This is a genomic window from Emticicia aquatilis (genome assembly GCF_014644295.1).
GTDB lineage: Bacteria > Bacteroidota > Bacteroidia > Cytophagales > Spirosomataceae > Emticicia > Emticicia aquatilis.
The window spans coordinates 522,722-547,112 of the sequence record NZ_BMKK01000004.1; the positions used below are offsets into that span (position 1 = coordinate 522,722).

Sequence of the window (24,391 nt, forward strand, 5' to 3'; positions counted from 1 at the left end):
AGCGTTACAAAATGTAACGCTCATTTTATTTTCTCAAAACCTAATCTCACAAATTCATCTTTTTCAACTCCTCAACGGCATAATTGGCAGCCCGAGCCGAAAGTGCCATATAGGTCAATGATGGATTTTGGCAAGGCGAAGAAGTCATAGCTGCTCCGTCAGTACAAAATACATTTTTCACTGCATGATGTTGATTGAATTTATTAAAAACCGATGTCTTAGGGTCATTTCCCATACGTGCAGTTCCCATTTCGTGAATACTCAATCCAATCGTAGCTTTGGCATCAAAGCCTTCTATATTCTTAAAACCAGCCGATTCCATCATCGCAATGGCTTGTTCTTGAGCATCTTTTCGCATAGCAAGCTCATTGTCTCGGTGCTGAGCATCAAATTTCAGAACAGGTTGTCCCCATTTATCTTTTTTATCGTCTGTCAACGAAACTTTGTTTTCATAATAAGGTAAACATTCACCAAAAGCATCTAAAATCATCTTCCAGTTACCAAACTGCGTATTTTTCTCCTTAAAATTCGCCCCAAAACCTTCCATTTCGGCGGCACTTCCCCAGCCTTCTCGCCAAGTATAAACTTCAAATCCATAGCCACGTTTGAAATTTTGCTTATCGCCATTCACATTTCTGAAACGTGGAATATAAAGCCCCGCAGGATGACGGCCGTAATAAACCTTGTCTAAGTCGCCGTCATAATCACCGTTAGCCCCCACATGAAAATGATGGTCCATCAAATTATGTCCGAGTTGACCACTATCATCCATGCCATTCGGAAAACGATTCGATTTTGAATTCATCAAAATAAATGTCGAACCTAAAGCTGAAGCATTCAAGAAAATCACCTTTGCATTAAATTCTAACCATTCATTAGTTTGCTCATCGATTACTCTTACACCCGAAGCTTTCCCAGTCTTTTCATCATAGATGATTGAATTCACTATCGAATGTGGGCGAATCGTCAGATTTCCAGTTTTACGTGCCGCAGGAATCGTAGCCGACTGACTACTAAAATAAGCTCCAAACGGACACCCACGCATACAAAGATTTCGGTATTGACATTTGGCACGCCCCAAAGCCAATTGCTCTTCGGTTGGAGCAGTCAAATGTGCCGCTCGTGCCGAAATCACTTTTCTATCATCAAATTTATCATTGATTGTAGCCCTAAAATGGCTTTCTATACAATTATCAGGCATCACAGGCTGAAAAATCCCATCAGGTAATTGCGGTAAACCATCACGATTGCCTGCAATTCCTGCAAAACGCTCCACATGGTCATACCAAGGTGCAATATCTTTATATCTAATCGGCCAATCAACCCCAACACCTTCTTTGGCATTTGCCTCAAAATCTATGTCTGAAAATCTAAACGAGTATCTTCCCCACATCAGCGAACGTCCACCTACATGATAGCCACGAATCCAATCAAAAGGTTTGTCTTCTATGTATGGGTTTTCCAAATCATTCACAAAATGATGAGCCGTAGCTTCGGTTATCGTAAAACCCGTGCGGTTCTGCACTGGATATTTTTCTAACTCTTTCTCTGGCATCTTCAAATTATGATGCGGAAATTCCCACGGAGCAGTCATGGCGGTATGATAATCTTTCACGTGTTCAATCATTCGGCCACGCTCAAGCATCAAAACTTTGAGTCCTTTCTCTGATAATTCTTTTGCCGACCATCCTCCCGAAATTCCCGAACCTACCACAATGGCATCATAGGTCATTTGTTCTTTTGCTTTTCCTTGAATATTCATTTTCAGTCGTTAGTTTGTTGCACTGCTCCGATAATATTATCCGTGAATATACGAATATATCATTTCGACTCAAAAACTTTTTCAGGGCTTCGTATTAAACTTAAAAATCAAGTAAAAACCCCTATTGATTGTAGTAGTTTAACTCTATGTAGCTTCACCAGAAGCCCCTAATTTTGTAATCACTTAACAGCCATGAAATAAGTAAGTACCAAAAGTCGGCTCTTCGGAGTCGGCTTTTACTTCCTCAAATCAAAAAACATAGAAAACTAATATCAAAACACAAAATTTACGAAAAAGCAATGGAAGCATCATTTTGGATTAAGTCATGGGAACTCGGCGGATTTTACACCTCTTTTCACCGAAAAGACATTCACCCTTATGTGTTAGAGTACATGACGCCCGAAGAAATTGAAAACAAGAATATACTCGTACCCCTCTGCGGAAAGACTGTAGATATGCTTTATCTGGCACAATATGCCAATAAAGTTATTGGCGTCGAATTAGTCGAAGAAGCTATCTTACAGTTTTTCAGCGAAAATAACCTTTCTTTTCAAAAACTCGACGATGAAACCTTCATTTCAGGCAATATTATCTTGCTCAAGAAAGATTTCATGTCGCTCAGCAATCAAGAAATTGGCAAAATTGATTGGATTTATGACCGTGCCTCTTTGGTTGCTTTACCACTCGAAATGAGAAAAGATTACCTCAAAGCAATCGACCGCCTATCAGATATTGGCACCAAACAATTAATCATTACGCTCGAATATTTCCCACTGATAAATTCAGCACCGTTCAATATTCCTGCCGAAGAAGTGAATGATTATTACGGAGAAGGTCATATTGTTCACCACGTTGAAAGTCCGAACTTGCCTAATCACGGTATGGTTCGTAAATGGAATTTAGAATATCTCATTGAGCATGGTTTCGTCACGACCAAGTATGCGAATGGTTTGATATTGAAAGATAAAAAGTTAGAAAATTCATTAGTTTAGGTTTAGTTAAAAAAACGCATAGCACACCTCTATTTTAGGGAGTGTGCTATTTTTGTTTCTGCAAATTATAGCCGTACTTTGTCAAAAAAATGAGTGTATGTTCGGAAAAGAAAAGCAAAAAGAGCAAAAACCAAAAGATTCGACCGAAAAATCTGGGCTTCACCCTCGAAACCCACATCGTTTTCGTTATGATTTTAAGGCACTAATTGCCTCTTGCCCAGATTTAGAAAAATTTGTTAGCCTCAATAAATTTGGCGATGAAAGTATTGATTTTGCCAATCCTGATGCCGTAAAAATGCTCAATCGTGCCATTTTAAAGCATTTTTATCAAATTTCGCTTTGGGATATTCCACGAAACTACCTTTGTCCACCCATTCCTGGGCGTGCTGATTATATTCATTATATAGCAGATTTACTGGCCGATGAAAACCAAAAACAAATTCCAACCGGTAAGAAAATCAAGATTTTAGATATTGGAGTAGGTGCCAATTGCGTTTACCCAATCATTGGCTCGCAAGCCTACGGTTGGGATTTTGTCGGCACTGATATTGACCCGATTGCCATCAAATCTGCCCAAAATATTATCAAAAGTAATAGTGTTCTAAGCGATAAAATTGAGTGTAGATTGCAGGCATCGAGTAAACAAATTTTTACTGATGTCATAAAACCCAACGAGTTTTTTGATGTTTCAATCTGTAATCCGCCATTCCATGCATCAGCTGAAGAAGCCGCAACGGGAAGCCAGCGAAAGAATAAAAACTTAGGATTGAAAGACAAAAACAAACTCAATTTTGGTGGTCAGAATGCCGAGCTTTGGTGTGAAGGTGGCGAAGAAGCATTTGTCAGAAATATGATTTTTGAAAGTAAAGAAATAGGCCAACAAATTAGGTGGTTTACGAGCCTTATCGCAAAAAAAGAACATTTACCGAGTATTTACTATTACCTTAAAAAAGTTAATGCCGTTGAAGTAAAAACCATCAACATGGCACAAGGGCAAAAAATTAGCAGAATTGTGGCTTGGACATTTAAAACTGAACGCTAAAGGGTATCTTCGCTTTGAAAACAGGAGAAACTTACGATTTCTCTTTTTTTAATAAACTACATATCGTAATATTGCAATATAAAAATATACTTTCAAATGGGGCTTACAAAAACCGACCTTTTCACCGAAAATCAAAATGAGGTAGCAATGCTTGCAAAGGCTATCGCTCACCCAGCTCGTGTAGCAATAATTGAATATTTATTGAAAGTAAATGCTTGTATCTGCAATGATATTGTCAATGAACTTCCATTGGCACAACCAACCATATCGCAGCATTTGAAAGAATTAAAAAACGCAGGAATTATCAAAGGCAATATCGAAGGAAATGCCATTTGCTACTGCATCAATGAGCCAGTTTTTAGTAAAATCAAAGGCCTATTCGGTCCAATGCAGCCTATCCAAAATACTTGTTGTTAATCAAACTTAAATCTCAAATACAATGAAACTTTCAGAAGTAAAATCACTTCTCCCAACACTTGACAGTGTAAATTTTGAACTCGAAAATGGCACTCAAGTTCCCGAACACTTCCATGTAACCGAAGTTGGAGTCATCACAAAGCATTTTATTGATTGTGGCGGAACCGTTCGCAATGAAAAAGTAGCAAACTTCCAACTATGGAATGCTACCGATACCGAACACCGCTTAAAACCAAAGAAATTACTTGATATTATTGCACTTTCAGAGAAAGTTTTGGGTATAGAAGACCTCGAAATCGAAGTAGAATACCAAGCCGAAACCATAGGAAAATACGAACTGGGCTTTAATGGTAAAGACTTCATGCTTTTGAGCAAACAAACCGCTTGTTTGGCACAAGACTCGTGCGGTATTCCTGCCGAAAAATTAAAAGTAAACCTTTCGCAAGTAGCGGCAGCGAGTGCTTGCTGCACACCAGGTGGTGGATGTTGCTAAAATTATTAATCAACTAATAATCAATTCTTTAAAAATAACAATGACAAATATTTTAGTCTTGTGTACGGGTAATAGTTGTCGGAGCCAGATTGCACATGCGTATCTCGAACATTTCACAGATGCACAAAAAGTAAAAGTGTATAGTGCGGGTATTACAACTCACGGAGTTAATCCAAGAGCCATTGAAACCATGAGAAAAGATGGAATTGATATTTCAAAACACACCTCAAATAATGTAGTCGAATATGAAAATATTGATTTTGAATATGTATTAACTGTCTGCGATAACGCCAACGAACATTGTCCTATTTGGGTAGGTAGAGCCAATAAGTTTCACCATAATTTTCCAGACCCACCCAAATTTGTGGGAACAGAAGATGAAATCGTAGCCGAATTTGCACGAGTTAGAGATATGATTAAAGAATATGTCCGAGATTTCGTAACTACACATCAGCTTTAAAAAATATTTTTATAAATTTTTCAAGAAAACTTTACAAGTAATTATTTTTTTTATACTTTAGTCACAGCAAATACAACAAACGAAATTTTTATTCGTTGATTGGGATTTACGATTAAGATTTATTAACTTTGCAGTCCGATTAGGAGAATGCTGGGCTTTGTACGGTTCAGCCGCTTCACTAACCGTATAAACATTTGATAATCAAGTAAATAACAAAACAATGGATTTGATTAAGTTAGTCGAAGCAGAATTTGCTGGCAAGAGACAAACACAACCTGAATTTAAGGCTGGTGATACAATTAGCGTTCACGTTAAAATTGTTGAAGGAAATAAAGAGCGTATTCAGGTTTATACTGGTACTGTAATTCAACGTCGTAACGTTGGTACAAACGGAGAATCTTTTACTGTACGTAAAATCTCTAATGGTGTAGGTGTAGAGCGTATTTTCCCTGTTCTTTCACCAAGCGTTGATAAAATCGAAGTAGTGCGTTACGGTAAAGTACGTCGTGCAAGATTGTTCTACTTACGTGGAAAACAAGGTAAAGCTGCACGTATCAAAGAATTAAAGAAAAACTAAGAAAACATTTTGAAAAAAAAGTTATACAAAAATCTAACTTTTTCACTTCAAAATTGTCTAAAGATAAAAGTAATAGCTTTTTCATAATTTTGTGTAGGAAAAGGCCGCCCCATTGGAGCGGCTTTTTTTATATCCGTTAGGCAAACTTGTAAACTAAATTGTATCGAATATTTGTTATTCAATAACAGTAGCGATTTCTAAGGAAGACTTCGCTTTGAGTGAATGTCGCCCAGCGAAGTCTTCCTTTAATTTAAGATAATATGAACAACATAAAATTCTATAAATATCAAGGTACAGGCAACGACTTCGTGATGATTGATAATCGTGAAGGCAATTTCCCAGCAAGCCAAGAATACATTGAACATCTTTGCCACCGCCGTTTCGGAATTGGTGCTGATGGCTTAATTTTATTGCAAAATGATGCCAACTATGATTTCCGAATGGTTTATTATAATGCCGATGGCCGTGAGGGAAGTATGTGTGGCAATGGAGGCCGATGTACCGTTCGTTTTGCCGAAGATTTAGGTATCTTCAAAGAAAACACTAAATTCATAGCCGTTGACGGTGAGCATACTGCTCAAGCTGATAGCAAAGTAATTTCGTTAAAAATGGGCGAAGTTCACAGCCTTGAACGTCATGCCGACTATGATTTTATGAATACTGGCTCGCCACATTACGTAGCTTATGTCAATGATATTGAGAAATTTGATGTTTATGCCGAAGGGAAAAAAATCAGATATTCTGATGAATGGATGGCACGAGGTGGCACAAACGTAAATTTTGTAGAAATCTTAAATGATGATACCATTTACGTACGTACTTATGAGCGTGGAGTAGAAGACGAAACGTATTCATGTGGAACTGGTGTCACGGCTTCTGCCCTATCGGCGTACTTGCTTCAGGGTATGAAAAGTCCAATAAAAGTTATTACCAAAGGTGGAAATCTCCAAGTTTCATTCAACGAAGACTTCTCCGATATTCACCTTATTGGCCCTGCTATTAAGGTTTTTGATGGTATTCTTTGAAAGTAAACAACATATTATCTTTTAGAAAAGCCTTGATTTATAAATATAAATCAAGGCTTTTCTATTTCTCCTAAAACATTTACTACAAAAACATTGCATAATCAGTCGGGAGTGCATAATTTCGACAACCTAACTTAAAAAACGAAAATACAATGACTGAATTTGTTTTAGCAATTGAATGGGAAGGCTTCGAAAAAGATAAATACGTACACACAGTTTTAGAAGATAATATTTTACCGCCATATATTGCTCAATGCCGTTGGTTTGCGGGAAAGGCTCGCCAAATCAAGCAATTAAAAGTTAAAGATGCCGTTCACTTCGATGAATTTATTTTCATGACATTTGAATCTAAATACGAAGAAGGCGACAGCGAATTATATCTTTTACCACTATCATTTGTTGAAGAAGGTACTCAAGAAATACCCGCAAAAGGTATTTTGAGCAAAGCCAGTATGGATGAGAAAATCGGCTATTTAGTGGATGCTATTTATGATGTAAACTTTCGAAATGCTTTATTTTCTAGCGTTTATCATAAACAAACATACAAACAGAGCAATAACGATAACCTCGTTTTCTTCAATGGAAAAGCATTTGTAGCAGAATCAGAAGTAATTGATTCCTTTTTACCAAACATTGATTCTTCTAACTCAGCTATGGTTTTCGGAGACAAGTATTTTCTCAAACTTTACCGAAAACTATTCACCGAAACAAATCCCGAAGCCGAAATGGTTGAGTTCATTACTCAACATTCGGAGTTTAGAAATATTCCGAGATTTGCGGGTAGTATCACTTGGAAACGTGCCGATAATGCTGAAATCACCTTTGCAGTAATGGTTGAAGTCATTAAAAGTGAAAAAGACGATTGGAGCATGACGGGCGATTATCTGAATGATTTTTTGGTGGCCTTTGTAGATGGTAATTTTCAAATTAAAGAATCAGTCTTTGGAAAAGTGGCACTATTGGCTCATCGAACCGCCGAAATGCACAAAGCTCTTTTTGCTCTTCGTGGTGCAGATACGTTCAATGCCGAGCCATTCGACCGTCAATATCGTAGATTTTTACATCAAAAAATGGAAAATCTACTCGAACGCAGATATAATCTATTGACAGACAATTATTTACGTCTCGATGAGCAAGCTCAAACACTGGCTTGGAAATTCATGGAATCGAAAGATTTAATTCTTGATTTTGTTGACCAAGTGCTTACTCGACCACTTTTATCATACCGTACACGTATTCATGGCGATTATCATTTGGGGCAAGTTTTGGCAACAGAAAATGACTTAGTGATTATTGATTTTGAAGGTGAACCCGAAAGCACGATTTCGGAGCGTAAAATAAAACATTCGCCACTAAAAGATGTAGCAGGAATGATTCGCTCATACCATTATGCTGTGTCGGCTAAACTCTATAATTCGGCAGAAACAAGCGAAATCGACGAACTTCAACTACAGAGGGCAGCTGACAGATGGTATAAACTCATCAAAGATACATATCTCGAAGAATATCTTTCGGTTTTTGGAAATCCTCATCCGTTATTCAGAGATAACAACGAAATCAACTATCTTTTGCTCTTCCACTTACTCGAAAAAGCAGTTTATGAGATTGGTTACGAAGTAAATTATCGACCAAGTTGGGTAAAAATTCCACTCAAAGGTATCGCTGAAGTCTTAGCAGAAGTTGAAAAATTGAGAAGATAAAGTCGTCCAAGGTCGATGTGGGCGACGTTCGTATAGCAGTCAATAGTTCCACAAAGTTCTTTTACTTCGTTAGATAAGTATTTTTAATGAAAGAATATTTTAAACAAATTTTTGAGCATGAACATTGGGCAAATCTGAAGGTTTTGGAGAGCATTATCTGTGCTTCCGAAACACCTCAACGTGCAATTGAGATTTTTTCGCACACGATTGCCGCCCAACGAATCTGGCTCGACCGAATCAATGGTAATGTGACTGAACTAAAAGTTTGGGAAGTATTTGATAAAGAAATCATGCTCGAACTTTTGGAGATTAACTATACCGACATCAATAAAATTATTAATACACAGGATTTTGAACAACTAATTGCCTATAAAACAACTACTGGTCAGCATTTTACGAGTACTATCAATCAAATCCTAAGTCATTTGGCTTTGCATGCTTCTTATCATAGGGGGCAAGTAGTTATATTGTTGAAGGGAAAAGTTGAAACCTTACCAGCAACTGATTATATCCTATACATAAGATAATTCTCGAGCGACTTAGAAAACCGTTCTCCAAAATATGAATCATATACCAAGCCTCAACGACATCAAAGAAGTCCATGAACGTATTAAACCGTTCATTCATCATACGCCAGTGTTAAGTTCAGCGAGCATTAATGAACTTGCTGGCTGTGAGATATATTTTAAATGTGAAAACTTTCAGAAGATTGGTGCATTTAAAGCAAGGGGGGGGATGAATGCCGTTTTATCTTTATCAAAAGAAGAACAAGAGAAAGGCATCACTACCCACTCATCAGGCAATCATGCACAGGCTATTGCTTTGGCCGCTAAAACGGTTGGTACGAAGGCGTATATAGTAATGCCAAGTAATGCTCCAATCATCAAAAAGAATGGAGTGAAAGCCCTTAATGGAGAAATCATTGAGTGCGAACCAACACTCGAAGCACGCGAATCAACAGTTCAGCAAGTAATTGACCGAACAGGAGCTACGTTTATTCACCCATTTAATAATTATGATGTTATTGCAGGACAAGCAACCGCAACGCTCGAACTAATTGAGGAAGTACCTAATTTACAGGTGGTTATGGCCCCTGTTGGAGGTGGTGGACTATTAAGCGGAACAGCCCTTGCCACACATTATTTGCTGCCAGAAGCAGAAATAATTTCGGGTGAACCAGAAGGTGCAGCCGATGCGATTTTATCATTTAAAAGTGGAAAAATTGAGAAAGCACCTTATATCAAGACCATTGCAGATGGCTTGATGACAAATTTAGGAGATAAAACGCTGGAGATTATCAGAATGTATGTAAAAGATATTATTCTTGTAAGCGATGAAGAAATCATTGCTGCTATGAGACTGATATGGGAGCGATTAAAAATAGTTATTGAGCCTTCGTGTGCAGTGCCATTTGCAGCATTATTAAAACAAAAAGAAAGATTTGCTGGGAAAAAAGTAGGAATTATTCTTACTGGTGGAAATGTCGATTTGGGGAAATTACCATTCTAAAACCAACAAACGAGGTAAGTTTTTAATTCACCTCGTTTATTAAGTAATTTGCACCATATATTGCTTACACTAAGTTATCAAATTAAGAGAACTGCTGTGGTCTATAGACTATTGACCGTGGACTATTTATCATTCAAATAAATCTACAAATTTAAATTCCTCTCCATCAAAAAGTCCTAAATCGCTGAGTTTTAAAGCTGGTATAACTAACAATGCCATGAACGAAAGACTCATAAATGGGGAAATTAGCGTACTACCAAGCTGTTCCTTTACAAATTGGTCAATTTTTGTATAACTTTCAGCTACTTTATAGCCATCATCACTGCTCATTAAACCCGCCACTGGCAAACCAAGCACCCCTCTTTTAGTATTACTTACAGCTGCCACTCCACCTTTTTCACGTATAATTAAATTAATTGCTTCGCAAATCGAAAAATCATCCACTCCTACTGCAATGATATTATGCGAATCATGCCCGACTGATGATGCAATAGCCCCCTCTTTCAAACCATAGTTATTGATAAATGCAATGGCTGGTGGAGCAGTTTTATAACGATTCAAAACTACAATTTTTAGAACATCCTGTTCTAAATCAGATACGACCAAACCATTTTCTACTTTGGGTTCAACAAATATCTCATTGGTAATCAACTGTCCATCAATGGTTTGTATAACTCGCATACGTTGAACATTTTCTGGAGCAACAACTTCAATTTGCTTTGGTTCAAGTGGTTCGCAATCAAAATTATTGATAATCTCACTTTGTAAATTTTCAATCAATGAAACGCCATTTTCAGCCACTTTCTGTCCATTGATATACGTTGCTTCTACATTAAAATCATCTAAATTATCAACTACTATAAAATCAGCCCAATCTCCTTCTCTAAGTAAACCAATATTCATTCTATAATGCAGAACTGGATTAATAGTAGCCATTCTTAGCACTTTAAATCTATCAATTCCTTTTGCTACCGCTCTTTTTACCAATTGATTCAAATGGCCTTCGACCAAATTATCAGGATGTTTGTCATCCGAGCAAAACATCATATTAGCAAAATATTCATCCGCTAACGGAATTAGTTCTTCAAAATTCTTAGCAGCACTTCCTTCCCGAATCAATATTTTCATACCAAGCTTGAGTTTCTCTAAAGCCTCGCCTTTTGTAAAACACTCATGGTCGGTTTCAATTCCTGCTTCAATATATTTTTTTGCAGCAGCACCTCTCAAACCAGGGGCATGACCATCTACGGGCTTGTTAAATGCCTGTGCTAAAGCAATTTTTTGCATTACCATCGGGTCTTCGTGCAGTACTCCCGGAAAATTCATCATCTCAGCCAAATAGCCGACTTCCTTGAACGTAAATAAATGTGCAATATCTTTTGCAGTAATCTCCGCACCTGCGGTTTCAAAGCCAGTTGCAGGCACGCAAGAAGGAGCTCCAAAACAAAATTTGAATGGTACACGACGCCCATCTTCAATCATAAATTCTACACCTTTCACTCCCAAAACATTGGCAATCTCGTGTGGGTCAGAAACAGTTCCGACGGTTCCATGTACAACCGCCAAACGAGCAAATTGAGCGGGTGTAAGCATCGAACTTTCAACATGAACATGGGCATCTACCAAACCGGGCAGTATATACTTCTCACCTTCTTTTTCTGGTCCTTGGAGATTTATTTGATGGATTCTACCATTTTCGATAATCAACGTTCCGTACGAAATCGTACCATCAAACACATTAACTATATTGGCACTTAAATTTATCATTGCCGAAATTTAGGATTCACATTTTTTTAGTCGTGTAAAATAAATCTTTTTTTAGAAAAAATATTAATCAAAAGCCAATTATTGTCGAAATTAGCTTGAAAAGTACTGAATTAGATAAAAATTACAATCGAATTGTGACCAAAGAATAGATTTGATAGTCTAATAAACGAAATCACTTAAAATGTAAGTTTAAAAAGAGTGAACCTTTTAATTCGACAAGTTGCTGAGTGATTTCGAGAACTTCGTAGGGAGAAATCTCTGCGGAGTTTTTTACTCAATATACCAAAAAAATAAAAAAGTCATCCAATAATATCAGATGACTTTAAGTCTATTGAGTGAACCTTTTTGAATATTTTTACAACAATAGCTTAGTGATTTCTTACGCTATTATTTATCTGTGTGTATCTTTTGCGAACACTACTTTTAAAACCAAAACCGTGCCAAAAAGTTATTGAATGGATAATTTTTTAATTTGATATATTTTCCCATCATATCAAGCGGTTATCCGTAAATTTTGCAAGTTGCTTAATTTTGGCACAGATTTTGTAGTAATAACACCTGTTTTTTCTGCATTATCTAAGATTTCCATCAAAAATAGCCAATTATTGGCCTTTTTAACCATTCATAAAAATTCCTCACTAATTCTGATACTTTTCCAACGAATCTACGTTTAATTATATTGAATGAAAATACACCCCTCATTCTCCTTTAATAATGACAAATCAAAGTGATAGCGTTTCACAAAGTTTTAAAGAAAAAAAACGTAAAGATTTAATGGCAAGTTTAGCTATTGATGCCTTAGGGATGGCTTCTTATCTAATTCCAGCACTGGGCGAAGCAGCAGATTTGGTAATTGCACCAATTGTTTCTATTTTAATTTACGCCGTTCACCGTACAACGTTTGGTGCAGTGGCAGGTTTCTTGGAAGAAATTATTCCTTTTACTGATATTATTCCAAGTGCCACAATCATTTGGTTTTATAGGTATTTTCTAAAAGGCGAAAACACTTATAATGAGTTTGTGAATAAATTCAGAAAAAAGAATGCTATCATAATTGATGCTAAATAAACCATAAAACAAAAAGCGTCTTGTAAGTTTTTACAAGACGCTTTTATCATATTATTTACCTAAGCTTAGAAGTGTCTTTCACCAGCTTCACGTTTTGCCAACATTACAGCTCCTGCCATTGCTACTAAAAACAATACAGAAACTAACTCAAATGGTAACAAATATTCTCCATAAAGCGATTTACCTAAAACCTCAACCATACCTGTTTGAGAACTGAAACTTGTTACATCAACTTTCTGCTTTTCGGCTCTTCTGAGAAATATAATTAAAATACCACCCAATAAAAGAGCAGTTATCACCGCAGTAGTAATTAATTTATTATTCTTCATCTCATCAGATTCTTGTTTCATATTTAAGAACATAATCACGAATAAAAACAAAACCATAATGGCACCTGCATACACGATGATGTTGACAGCAGCTAAAAATTGTGCATTTAATAAAATATAATGTGCCGAAATCGAGAAGAAGGTCACGATTAAATAGATGACACTATGCACTGGGTTTTTCGACATGATAGTACCTAATGCACCAAAAAGCGTCAGTACTGATAAGATTGCGAAAGTGTACCAAATTGGAGGTAAACTAAGTATATTTTGCATATTCTGGTTAAAATCTAAGGCTTAATAAAAATTATTTCCAAAGCTTCATGGCATCTTCTTTGGTCCAAGCATCTCTTTGGTAACGTTGATTCATGTCTTCTACCAATTGGTCTTTGCCATAAATTACATCCGAACGGTCTGTAAATACAGGTACAAATTTATCGTGACGTAAGTAAACCGCTTGCTTCGGACAAGCTTCTTCGCAAAGTCCACAGAAAATACAACGGAGCATATTAATCTCATATACTGCTGCATATTTTTCTTCACGATAGAGGTGTTCTTCACCTTTTACACGCTCTTGAGCAACCATTGAAATAGCTTCGGCAGGGCAAGCAACTGCACAAAGCCCACAGGCCGTACAACGCTCACGTCCTTCTTCATCTCTTTTCAAGATATGATGTCCACGAAAAACTGGTCCTAAATAACGTTTTTGTTCAGGATATTCGATTGTTGGCTTCTTTTGGAAGAAGTGTTTAATAGTAATTCCTAAACCTGTAGCAAGAGAAGGCAAATAACTTCTCTCGAATAAACTTAATTCGGATTTATCAGTCTTTTTTGCTCTATTAGTTAATTGCATAATTTTTATCAATTTAGCCTTAGAGAAATCACTAAAGCCTTCAAAATAATATTTTTATTTATAGCCAATCGCTCACATTAATAAGTGATTGTAAAAAGGAAACCAATTAAGCTCCCATTATAGCATTTTTCTTTTTCGGACGTAATGACCAACCTACAGAAATTAGTACAATCATTAAACCTAAGCCTGCCCAGATTCCAACTAATTTATAACCTGAAAGAATCGCACCAGCTGTAATAACAAGGTTTGCAACGGCCAACGGGATAAGACCCTTCCAACCAAGATTCATTAATTGGTCATAACGGAAACGTGGAACTGTCCAACGAACCCACATAAAGAAGAAAATACCAAATAATATTTTTGTAAACATTGAGCCAATACCAATCAAAGTAGCAACATTATGACCAACATTTGCACCTAAAGCTGATATTAACTGTGTCTCTACGAAATCCATACCTGGGTAGTTATATCCACCAAAGAATAAACAAGCTGTCACTGCCGAAGAAGCAAACATATTGATGTACTCTGCAAATAGATAAAAACCTAATTTCATTGAGCTATATTCTGTGTGGTAACCACCAACTAACTCAGTTTCACACTCTGGTAAATCGAATGGAGTACGATTACACTCAGCAAATGCACAAACTGTGAAAATCAAAAATCCAAGTGGTTGATAGAAGATATTCCAATTTCCGCCATGTTGTTGCAATACAATCTCACGAACTGACAATGTACCCGACATCATCAAAATGGCAATGATTGACATACCCATTGCTAATTCATAACTGATGTTTTGTGATGCTGCACGAATAGCACCTAACAAAGAGAATTTGTTATTAGAAGCCCATCCACCAATCATTACACCATATACACCGAGTGAAACTACACCAAAAACGTATAGAATACCAATGTTGATTTCGATAGCTTGAACAAAAACTTCTTTTCCACCAATTATAAATGAATTACCAAACGGCACAACAGCACTCGACATTAAAGCAGTAAACATTGATAAACATGGGCCTAAAATAAATAACCATTTATCGGCTTGTGCTGGAATAAAATCTTCTTTGAAAAACATTTTACCCGCATCGGCTAAAGGCTGTAACAAACCACCCCAACCAGCACGGTTCGGACCACGACGGTCTTGAATATAAGCAGCAACCTTACGCTCAGCCCAAGTTGAGTAAGCTGCAATGCCGAGTGTGATTGCAAAAATTACGATGATAATGAGAGCTTTCCAAAGAAACATACTTTCAGTCAGCCATTGTACAAAAGAACTCATAATTAAAAATTTACGACGGGCTTGCCCGATGGATTATGATTTATGAATTACGTTTCAATCGCAACTCCAAATAAATTCAAAATATTATTAATGAAAACTCAAAAATTACTTCTTAAAAAAGCTTTCATTTTTTTGCATTAAAGCTTTATAATCTTCTGATTGCTTAATTTCAGCCATTTCATTTACATACGGACGAGAATCATCAATCTTTTTGTATTGAGATTCAGCCAATTTTAATGCAAAATCAGGTTTCTTAATCAAGTTAGCACCATATTTATTGGCTGAAATAACTGAAGCACGATTTACTTTTGTAGGTCCTTCAATTACCCAATCGCTGGTTTTCTTTTTTTCAAAGCGGCAAGTGTTGCATATGAATTCTTTAACTTCGCCCCACTCGTTTTTGCGAGCAGTTACACGAATTACTTCATCGCCACGATACCATAATTGAACTTTTCCACTACACTTATCGCAATCACAGTGTGCATCTACTGGTTTTGAGAACCAAACACGGTTTTTGAAACGATAAGTTTTATCGGTCAAAGCTCCTACTGGGCAAACATCAATTACGTTTCCTGAGAAATCATTATCTATCGCACGACCAATATATGTTGAAATCTCAGCGTGGTCGCCTCTTCCCATCACACCGTGAACACGTCCGTCGGTGATTTGGTCAGCTGTATAAACGCAACGATAACACAACACACAACGTGTCATGTGTAGTTGGATATATGGACCAATGTCTTCTTTCTCGAATGTACGACGCTCTTCTTCGTAACGAGTTGTGCTTACACCATTTTCAAAAGCAAAATCTTGTAAATGACATTCACCTGCTTGGTCACAAACTGGACAATCGAGTGGGTGATTGAGCAACAAAAACTCAACTACTCCTTTACGAGCCTCCACTACTTGTGGGTTGGTGAAGTTTTCAACTACCATACCATCTTGCACAGGTGTAATACACGAAGCAACCAATTTAGGCATCGGACGTGGGTCTTTGGCCGAACCAGCTGCAACTTTTACCAAACAAGCACGACATTTTCCACCCGAACCCTTGAGTGGTTCGTAATAACACATGGCTGGAGGTGCTACTTCTGGCCCGATTTGGCGAGCTGCCTGCATGATGGTTGTTCCCGGAGCAACTTCTACTTCCACTCCATCCACAGTGACCTTAAACATTGTTGGTTTTATATCTTCCATCAGTTTTTCTGATAATAAACTTCTTTTTTCTTACTTAAAATAATATTTTACAGATGAACGGCTTAAACCAAAACTGCACCTGCGTAAACAGCACCCGGTTTTGTTGCTTCAAGTGGATGTTTGATATGCCACTCAAATTCATCACGGAAATGGCGAATCGCACTGGCAACTGGCCAAGCGGCTGCATCACCCAATGGACAAATGGTATTTCCTTCTATTTTTTTCGATACATCAACCAATAAATCAATATCACTCATCGAACCTTTTCCGTGTTCGATACGATTCAAAACTTTCTGCATCCAGCCAGTTCCTTCACGGCATGGGGAACATTGACCGCAAGATTCGTGTTCATAAAATCTTGAGAAGTTCCAAGTATTGCGAACAATACAAGCTGTTTCATCAAAAACGATGAAACCTCCCGAACCTAACATTGTTCCAGTTGCAAATCCACCATCAGATAATGATTCGTAGGACATTAATCTATCTTCACCATTGGCGTTTTTCAAGAATAATGACCCTGGGACAATCGGCACTGATGAACCACCAGCAACAACTGCTTTCAGACGATGACCAGTGCGAACACCGCCACAATATTCGTCAGAATTCAAGAATTCGTCACAAGAAAGTCCAAGTTCGATTTCATATACACCCGGTTTATTGATATGACCCGACGCTGAAATTAATTTTGTACCTGTACTTTTACCCACACCAACAGCAGCATAAGCTTCACCACCATTGTTGACAATCCAAGATACTGTGGCGATAGACTCAACATTATTAACTACTGTCGGACTTTGATAAAGACCTTTGACAGCTGGAAAAGGTGGCTTATTTCTTGGATTTCCACGTTTTCCTTCGAGTGATTCTAAAAGAGCAGTTTCTTCTCCACAAATGTAAGCACCTCCACCTGGTTGAACTACCAATTCTAAATCGTAGCCACTTCCAAGTATATTTTTACCTAAGAAACCAGCAGCTTTTGCCTCCTCAATAGCTTTTTCAAGAATACGAATGACGTACATCAACTCACCTCTCACGTAGATGAATGATTTGTTTGCACCAAGAGCGTAGCTTGATATAATCATTCCCTCAACTAATAAGTGAGGAATAGTTTTCATTAAATAATGGTCTTTGAATGTACCCGGTTCTGATTCATCTGCATTACAAACCAAATAACGTGGCACACCCTCTGGCTTTGCCAAAAATGACCACTTCATTCCCATTGGGAAACCAGCCCCTCCACGTCCACGAACGCCAGATTTCTTGACCTCTTCTACAACCTCATCAGGAGTCATTTTTTTCAAGGCTTTTTCAACGGCTGTATAACCGCCTTTCTTACGATAAACCTCAAGAGTTTCAATTCCAGGTGTACTACAATGTTCGGTTAATATTTTTAGTGACATATATCTTTATTACTTAGAAAGTTCTTCAATAATTTCGTCAACTTTCTGGTTGTTCAAGTGCATATAATACTTTTCACGAATTTGGAAACATGGTCCCCAACCACAAGCTGCCAAACATTCTACTTCTTTCAAAGTAAAAAGTCCATCGGCAGTTGTTTCACCTTTCTTAATACCCAATTTTTGTTGAAGATGGCTAAACACCTCTTCCCCACCCATCAATACACAAGGGCCAGTACGACAATACTCAATTACGTGTTTACCTACTGGCTCTAAATGAAACATCGTATAAAATGATGCCACCTCATAAACTTCAACAGGCTTAATAGACAATAAACTCGCTACATAATCCATTACACCTTGGCTCATCCAAGCAAATTGCTCTTGTGCTAAGTGTAAGACTGGTAATAAAGCGGATTTTTGTCTCCCTTCAGGATAACGTGCGATGATTTCTTGTACTTTCGCCAGTCTTTCGGGCGTAAAAACTATATTATTATTTTCAGTCATTGTATAATCTGTTATTAAGCATCTAACTCTCCAGCAATTACGTTTAAGCTACTCATAATTACGATGGCATCAGAAATTGAAACTCCTTTGCACATCTCTGGGTATGCTTGATAATAAATAAAGCTCGGACGACGGAAGTGTAAACGATATGGAGCTCGTCCACCATCACTCACTAAATAAAATCCAAGTTCTCCATTGCCACCTTCAACTGCGTGATAGATTTCGCCAGCTGGAGCATCAATTTCACCCATTACTATTTTGAAATGGTAAATCAAAGCTTCCATGTTTTTGTAAACATCATGCTTTGGAGGTAAATAGTAATGATTCTCGTTAGCGTAATATGGACCTTCAGGTAAATTTTCGAGAGCCTGACGAATAATTTTAATACTTTCCCACATTTCTTGGTTACGAACCATGAAACGGTCGTAAGTATCTCCGTTATGTCCTACTGGAATATCAAACTCAAAATCTTCATAAGATGAATATGGCTCCATTACACGAACATCATAGTCAACACCTGCCGCACGTAGATTAGGGCCGGTAAAACCATATTCTAATGCTCTCTCGGCCGTAATTGGGCCAACGTTTACAATTCTATCTACAAAAATTCGGTTACGATTGAAAAGTTTTTCAAACTCAGCCAATACTTTTGGAAGACTATTATAAATCAAATCTTTGATTTTGGCGATTGCGGTTGGAGATAAATCTCTTTCCATTCCACCAATTCTACCCATATTAGTTGTTAGACGAGCCCCACATACTTCTTCATAAATTTCATATATTTTTTCACGTTCTTGAAAAACGTATAAGAAACCCGAATAAGCACCTGTATCAACACCTAAGATTGAATTACAAATAATGTGGTCAGCAATACGAGCTAACTCCATCATAATGACACGAATATACTGAGCTCTTTTCGGTACGGTTACACCCAAAAGTTTTTCTACTGTCATGTGCCATCCCATATTATTGATGGGTGACGAACAGTAGTTCATACGGTCAGTAAGTGTTGTTATTTGATAGAAAGGACGACGCTCGGCAATTTTCTCAAACGCACGGTGAATATAACCAATTGTTTGTTCGCCCGAAACGATTTTCTCACCATCCATCTTCAAGATATTCTGAAAAATACCGTGCGTGGCTGGGTGAGTTGGCCCAAGGTTTAAAGTAGTAAATTCAGTATCTTCAACTATTGGTCTATTTAAGGCCAAAGCATCTGATGTATTTTTTGGTATTAGTAAGTCTTCCATAAAACCCCTATCCCCTGAAGGAGACTAATAATGAAAAGTATTTATTATTGTATATTACCCATTAACTGGGGGTGTATTATCTTCCAAATAAAGCATCAATCTTATCTTCACGAGTGGCATCTTCGAGCGGATATTCTTTACGCATTGGGAAGTAGTCCATTTCTTCGATATTCAAGATTCTGATTAGTTTTGGGTGACCGTCGAAAAGAATTCCGTAGAAATCATAAGTTTCTCTTTCCATCCAATTGGCGGTTGGCCAAAGAGTGGTTGTGGTAGGAATATGTAAATCATCTTGCGACAAGAAAACTTTGATACGAATTCGCACATTGTTTTCGAGGCTATGCAAGTGATAAATCACTCCGAACTCAGCTCCTTGATTATCTGGCAAATGAATACCTGTCAAATCGGTCAAGAAGTTAAAACGAAAAGTTTCGTGTTTTTTTAAATACTCAAGAAGCGAGATAATATTCTGACGATTGGTAGTAAAAGTGAGCAAACCCCAAGGTTCTTCAAAAGAGTGGGTATTTTCTCCAAATTTGGCAACTACATCTTCAGCTATTTGTTGATTAGTCATTCTAAATCTAAAATTTAAACTTTCTTCAATAAGAAATCTTTACTTTATTGAATATTGTATGATTCTAATAAAGCTTGATATTCGGAAGTATTTCTTCTGCGAAGTGACTCATTAACGGCCAATTCTTGGATTTGCATCAATCCATCTAAAATTTGTTCTGGGCGTGGTGGGCAACCTGGCACATACACATCGACAGGAATCACACGGTCAATACCCTGTAAAACTGAATAGGTATCAAAAACACCACCACTCGAAGCACAAGCTCCAACTGCAATTACCCAACGAGGCTCTGCCATTTGAAGATAAACTTGCTTAACGACTGGAGCCATTTTCTTGGCAATTGTTCCCATTACCATCAACAAATCGGCTTGGCGAGGAGAAAAACTCGGACGCTCAGAACCAAAACGTGAAATATCGTAGTGAGCACCCATGGTTGCCATAAACTCAATACCACAACAAGAAGTTGCGAACGGCAGTGGCCACAATGATTTACTACGTGCAATTCCGATTACTTTTTCAAATGAAGTTGCAAAAAAGCCAGAACCTTCAAATCCTTCGGGAGCTTCTATTGTTTTTATTTGATTACTCATGTTTTCTTATTATCAATAGTATAATTGTAGAACTACAATATCTATTATTTCAACTATGTGTTAGTGTAATTTGTTTTGGTAGAAACAAATTATTAATCTCTTTCCCAGCTCAATACGCCTTTACGAATGATGTAGTAAAAACCTGCCATTAAAAGTGTAAGAAACACAACCATTTCGACAAAGCCAAACCATCCAAGTTTTTTAAAATTTACTGCCCAAGGGTACATAAAAATAACCTCAACATCGAAAAGAACAAACAAAATGGCAGTTAGAAAATATTTGATTGAAATTGGTGTACGGGCATCACCTTCGGAGTCAATACCACACTCAAATGGTGCATCTTTTAATTCACTTTTACGTTTTGGACCAATTGCATGAGTTACAATCATCGTTGTGACAATAAACCCTATGGCAGCTATGATTAGCACCAAAATTGGGAGGAAATCTGAAGGCAAATATTCTTTCATAAATCAATAATTAACAGTAGTCAAAGGGTTACAAAATTTGATTTTTACAGCTTTTTACTACTTCTCGTCTTTTATGTCCCAAAATTACTATTGTTATACTTAGAAACAAAATAAAAAAGGGGCGAAAATATTTTCACCCCTTTTTTATTTTAGGATTACTCTTGAAGATGCTTCATAAGAACCACTAACAAGACGAATGATATAGACACCTTTTTCTAATTGTCTTAAATCAAGGGTTCGTTTTTCTTTTAAATCACTGAAAGAACCTGAATATACTTTTTGTCCAGTAAGGGTAAATACCGCAACTTCAGCATTTGGACTATCACCAATCGTTTCAACCGTAAATATTCCTGTCGGATTTGGATTTGGATATATTCTAAAACCATTATCGAGGTACGGAATAAATACTTCAACTGCACTCGAATATGGAGAGTAACACAACAACTCTTTATTATTAGAAAGTAAATATTTCCAAACTGCACGCACCGAATACATACCAGAGGCATTGGCTTTCAGAATTGCTGATATTGTAGAAAGCTGCTCTGTATCCCTTTTCCAACTAAATAACTGATTATCAAAATTAGTTTTGGGTATTGCGTGAAGTTGGAATGAACCTTCCAAACTTACCGAAGGAGTCGGAGGACTTTCTTTTACAAATACTTCAAAAGAAACAGCCTTTGATAAACAACTTTTATCATCTTTAATTTTCAATGAGTAAACTCCTGCTTTATCAACCGAAATACCTTTTGAGGTTGCTCCAGTACTCCAAGCATAGGCGGTGGCATCATTACTAACCAACGATAGTGATGACCCATCGCATATCGTATTGATATTTTCAGAAGAAGTAATCGAAGCAATTGGCGAGGGTATATATGTTAGTTTAATTGAGTCTGGAGTGGATTCACAGCCATTTTCATCTCTTACAGACAAAGTATATAGTCCATCTTTAACTACATAAATTTCCTTTGAAGATTCACCAGTACTCCATCTATACCCTAAAGCGGACTGTATTTGTGGCGAGAGAATAACGACATTTCCTTCACAAAATTTATCAACTCCATCTGCCTTTATTTTTACTACAGGAAGAGCGTTTACCGTAATTTTCTTTGTAATTGCATCAGATACACAGCCAAAATTATCTTTTACTCGTAATGTATAAGTGCCATCAGTACGAACGTTGAGCGTCTTTGTTGTAGCTCCGGTATTCCACATATATGATGAAAAGTCATTCTGTGGAAAAATATTTACACTCTTTCCCAAACAAAAAGTGGTTTCACCATCTGCTAAAATATTAGTTGATGGTCGAGAACGAAAATTCACATCAATAAATGATTGTGATTCACAACCATTTTGGCCTTTTATACGCAAACTATATGACCCTGCTTTATTTACAGTAATCCGCTTAGAGGTTTCATTTGTATTCCAAGTGTACGAAGTACCATCATTATTAGTAGTAAATAACTCAACAGTTTCATCCGGGCAAATTGGCAGAGATTTACTTGCATTTATAAAATTAAATGGAGAAGGAAGTACATTTACATTAATTGACGAAGATGCAGGCGAAGCACATCCATTGAGTGAATAATTAACTACAGAGTAGTTTCCAGAACCACGAGCAACAATCGATTGCCCTCTTTCACCATTACTCCATACATTTCCACTACTGATATTTGATGTTAATACAACACCTTGTCCATCACAGAAAGTTGTATTCCCGTTAGCCGAAATCACAGGTTGAGTTACATTATTATTCGTAGATATTGTAAATGGTTGTGAGAAAATAGTATTTCCTACCTCATCAATGCCTTTAAAAGAAAATGTACCATTTGAAACAGTAATAAAGTTTGAAGTACCTCCATTACTCCACTTATAAAGTGGATATCCACCAGTAATAATTGTAAACTTATTTGTAGTATTATTGGGATTACAAGCAATAGTGATAACAGGTAAATTTCTCGCCATTAAAGGTTGAGAATTAGAAAAAAAGTTCCCATCAAGATAATTATTCCAGTAATCCGATGCCAGCCATAAACCATCATTATGAAAATGGATTCCATCGGCTCTAAAGTTTGCTCCAACTATTTCGTCGGTCGGTGGGCCAGAAAAAACATTTGGTACTCGTTGAATTGTTAGATTTTGTCCCTCAATAACAGTAGGTAATATAGAAGGATTACGTGATGAACGTGCAACAACCCAAGCCAAATCATCTTTTTTTGAGTCTGACCTACTTTTTTCGATTACAGTTCGTAAGTTATTATAATAAGTTTCTCCACTTGAACTCCCATCACTCTCACCTTGTTGCCACAAAATAGCTCTTACTCCTGTACGAGTAACGTACTGTTGTAAGGCTGCTTTCATACCTCTATAAGGCATCCCTGCAACTTTAACGAATGTAGGTAATTCTTGTCTCAAGTCCTGTCCTTCGGCCGAACGTCTCCATACCTCACAACTTAGTCCACCTAATGCTGCACCATAAAAAAGAACAGGAACATTTAATCGTTGTGCGAGTTTATCTCCAAGTTTTGCCCAAAACCATGGAACGTAATTGTAAGGTGCCATCTTGGTATTATTCCCCATTTGCGAGAACTGGAAGGGCAAATTATCTTCATTAAGTGCAGGGTCATAGTAATTAATAGTCGAAACTCTATCGTCAGTAGCACCAATCGTTGCACCAGAATACCCTTGGTCTCCTTGTGCATTTGATTGACCTGCTACTATAAATACCTCCCCTACGCCTACTCTTTCGAGAGTTGAGGTCGTGATAATATTTCCGTTTAAAATACCTCTAACTTCAATATTATACCATCCACCATTTAGCTGAATTGTACCACTAAAAATGCCATTATTTTTAAACTCCTGAACGGCATTCCAACCAGTTTCAGTACCTTGTCCTCCCCAGACAGGTACTGCCCTTGCTTCTACTTTGTCAAGTTGTTGAAAATAACTTCCAGCAATATTTACAGTTGCTTGATTTTGGTTATTTCTTTGAAAAACAATACGTGAAACGGGGAAGGTTATTTGTATTTGTGAATAGGTGTCTAAAAGAACAATATTCAATAACAATATTAACCAATTCCTTAAATAATTCATTTTTAAACGGATTAAGGTTCATAGCCTCCTACAAATTTACAAAAGC

24 protein-coding genes are annotated in these 24,391 nt (G+C 37.1%); 11 read left to right on the plus strand and 13 right to left on the minus strand.

The annotated features are described in order from the left end of the window. Positions 1-46: 46 nt before the first annotated feature. Positions 47-1,762, minus strand: coding sequence for a GMC oxidoreductase (locus tag IEX65_RS12390; protein WP_188766379.1), 1,716 nt, complete (start codon positions 1,760-1,762; stop codon positions 47-49). Positions 1,763-2,061: 299 nt separating this feature from the next. On the opposite strand from IEX65_RS12390, the gene IEX65_RS12395 reads away from it, so the two are divergent. The 10 genes from IEX65_RS12395 to IEX65_RS12440 all read left to right on the plus strand — a co-directional run bounded on the left by IEX65_RS12395 (position 2,062) and on the right by IEX65_RS12440 (position 9,977). After that, positions 2,062-2,754 carry a class I SAM-dependent methyltransferase gene (locus IEX65_RS12395; protein WP_188766380.1) on the plus strand — a complete coding sequence of 231 codons (693 nt, stop codon included), beginning with the start codon at positions 2,062-2,064 and terminating at the stop codon, positions 2,752-2,754. Positions 2,755-2,851: 97 nt separating this feature from the next. Then, entirely contained in the window at positions 2,852-3,796 is a 945-nt protein-coding gene (gene rlmF / locus IEX65_RS12400; protein ID WP_188766381.1) for a 23S rRNA (adenine(1618)-N(6))-methyltransferase RlmF, read from the plus strand. A gap of 96 nt (positions 3,797-3,892) precedes the next feature. Continuing rightward, positions 3,893-4,213, plus strand: a complete 321-nt coding sequence (locus tag IEX65_RS12405) for an ArsR/SmtB family transcription factor (protein ID WP_188766382.1) — start codon at positions 3,893-3,895, stop codon at positions 4,211-4,213. A gap of 22 nt (positions 4,214-4,235) precedes the next feature. Next, positions 4,236-4,706: a DUF6428 family protein gene (locus IEX65_RS12410; RefSeq protein WP_188766383.1), complete on the plus strand. Its 471-nt coding sequence runs from the start codon at positions 4,236-4,238 to the stop codon at positions 4,704-4,706. 40 nt (positions 4,707-4,746) lie between these two features. Continuing rightward, positions 4,747-5,166, plus strand: a complete 420-nt coding sequence (locus IEX65_RS12415; protein ID WP_188766384.1) for an arsenate reductase ArsC — start codon at positions 4,747-4,749, stop codon at positions 5,164-5,166. Positions 5,167-5,386: 220 nt separating this feature from the next. Beyond that, positions 5,387-5,743 carry a 50S ribosomal protein L19 gene (rplS, locus tag IEX65_RS12420; RefSeq protein WP_188766385.1) on the plus strand — a complete coding sequence of 119 codons (357 nt, stop codon included), beginning with the start codon at positions 5,387-5,389 and terminating at the stop codon, positions 5,741-5,743. Between the two features lie 260 nt (positions 5,744-6,003). Continuing rightward, positions 6,004-6,768: a diaminopimelate epimerase gene (gene dapF, locus IEX65_RS12425; RefSeq protein WP_188766386.1), complete on the plus strand. Its 765-nt coding sequence runs from the start codon at positions 6,004-6,006 to the stop codon at positions 6,766-6,768. Between the two features lie 152 nt (positions 6,769-6,920). Then, complete coding sequence (locus IEX65_RS12430; RefSeq protein ID WP_188766387.1) at positions 6,921-8,468, plus strand: putative maltokinase; 1,548 nt, start codon at positions 6,921-6,923, stop codon at positions 8,466-8,468. Positions 8,469-8,554: 86 nt separating this feature from the next. Then, on the plus strand, positions 8,555-8,995 hold the full coding sequence (locus tag IEX65_RS12435) for a DinB family protein (RefSeq protein WP_188766388.1): 441 nt from the start codon (positions 8,555-8,557) through the stop codon (positions 8,993-8,995). A gap of 34 nt (positions 8,996-9,029) precedes the next feature. Further along, positions 9,030-9,977: a threonine ammonia-lyase gene (locus tag IEX65_RS12440; RefSeq protein WP_188766389.1), complete on the plus strand. Its 948-nt coding sequence runs from the start codon at positions 9,030-9,032 to the stop codon at positions 9,975-9,977. A 129-nt stretch (positions 9,978-10,106) separates the two neighbouring features. On the opposite strand, the gene ade is transcribed toward IEX65_RS12440, so the two are convergent. Further along, entirely contained in the window at positions 10,107-11,744 is a 1,638-nt protein-coding gene (ade, locus tag IEX65_RS12445; protein WP_188766390.1) for an adenine deaminase, read from the minus strand. Between the two features lie 714 nt (positions 11,745-12,458). Between ade and IEX65_RS12450 the strand changes: the two genes are divergently transcribed. Beyond that, a complete protein-coding gene (locus tag IEX65_RS12450) occupies positions 12,459-12,812 on the plus strand; it encodes a hypothetical protein (protein ID WP_188766391.1) in 354 nt (117 codons plus the stop codon). A gap of 65 nt (positions 12,813-12,877) precedes the next feature. Here IEX65_RS12450 and IEX65_RS12455 read toward each other — a convergent pair whose 3' ends face one another. The 11 genes from IEX65_RS12455 to IEX65_RS12505 all read right to left on the minus strand — a co-directional run bounded on the left by IEX65_RS12455 (position 12,878) and on the right by IEX65_RS12505 (position 24,345). Beyond that, positions 12,878-13,414: an NADH-quinone oxidoreductase subunit J family protein gene (locus IEX65_RS12455; RefSeq protein WP_188766392.1), complete on the minus strand. Its 537-nt coding sequence runs from the start codon at positions 13,412-13,414 to the stop codon at positions 12,878-12,880. Between the two features lie 31 nt (positions 13,415-13,445). After that, positions 13,446-13,991, minus strand: coding sequence for a NuoI/complex I 23 kDa subunit family protein (locus tag IEX65_RS12460; protein WP_188766393.1), 546 nt, complete (start codon positions 13,989-13,991; stop codon positions 13,446-13,448). A gap of 106 nt (positions 13,992-14,097) precedes the next feature. Beyond that, positions 14,098-15,273: an NADH-quinone oxidoreductase subunit NuoH gene (nuoH, locus tag IEX65_RS12465; RefSeq protein WP_188766394.1), complete on the minus strand. Its 1,176-nt coding sequence runs from the start codon at positions 15,271-15,273 to the stop codon at positions 14,098-14,100. A 105-nt stretch (positions 15,274-15,378) separates the two neighbouring features. Then, positions 15,379-16,470: an NADH-quinone oxidoreductase subunit G gene (locus IEX65_RS12470; RefSeq protein ID WP_188766395.1), complete on the minus strand. Its 1,092-nt coding sequence runs from the start codon at positions 16,468-16,470 to the stop codon at positions 15,379-15,381. Positions 16,471-16,532: 62 nt separating this feature from the next. Next, positions 16,533-17,870, minus strand: a complete 1,338-nt coding sequence (nuoF, locus tag IEX65_RS12475) for an NADH-quinone oxidoreductase subunit NuoF (RefSeq protein WP_188766396.1) — start codon at positions 17,868-17,870, stop codon at positions 16,533-16,535. Positions 17,871-17,879: 9 nt separating this feature from the next. Next, complete coding sequence (locus tag IEX65_RS12480) at positions 17,880-18,374, minus strand: NADH-quinone oxidoreductase subunit NuoE family protein (protein WP_188766397.1); 495 nt, start codon at positions 18,372-18,374, stop codon at positions 17,880-17,882. 14 nt (positions 18,375-18,388) lie between these two features. Further along, entirely contained in the window at positions 18,389-19,624 is a 1,236-nt protein-coding gene (locus IEX65_RS12485) for an NADH-quinone oxidoreductase subunit D (protein WP_188766398.1), read from the minus strand. 76 nt (positions 19,625-19,700) lie between these two features. After that, positions 19,701-20,198, minus strand: coding sequence for an NADH-quinone oxidoreductase subunit C (locus IEX65_RS12490; protein ID WP_188766399.1), 498 nt, complete (start codon positions 20,196-20,198; stop codon positions 19,701-19,703). 44 nt (positions 20,199-20,242) lie between these two features. Further along, positions 20,243-20,788, minus strand: coding sequence for an NADH-quinone oxidoreductase subunit B (locus tag IEX65_RS12495; protein WP_188766400.1), 546 nt, complete (start codon positions 20,786-20,788; stop codon positions 20,243-20,245). Between the two features lie 92 nt (positions 20,789-20,880). Next, a complete protein-coding gene (locus tag IEX65_RS12500) occupies positions 20,881-21,255 on the minus strand; it encodes an NADH-quinone oxidoreductase subunit A (protein ID WP_188766401.1) in 375 nt (124 codons plus the stop codon). Positions 21,256-21,399: 144 nt separating this feature from the next. Then, positions 21,400-24,345: a T9SS type A sorting domain-containing protein gene (locus IEX65_RS12505; protein WP_188766402.1), complete on the minus strand. Its 2,946-nt coding sequence runs from the start codon at positions 24,343-24,345 to the stop codon at positions 21,400-21,402. Between the last annotated feature and the right edge of the window lie 46 nt (positions 24,346-24,391).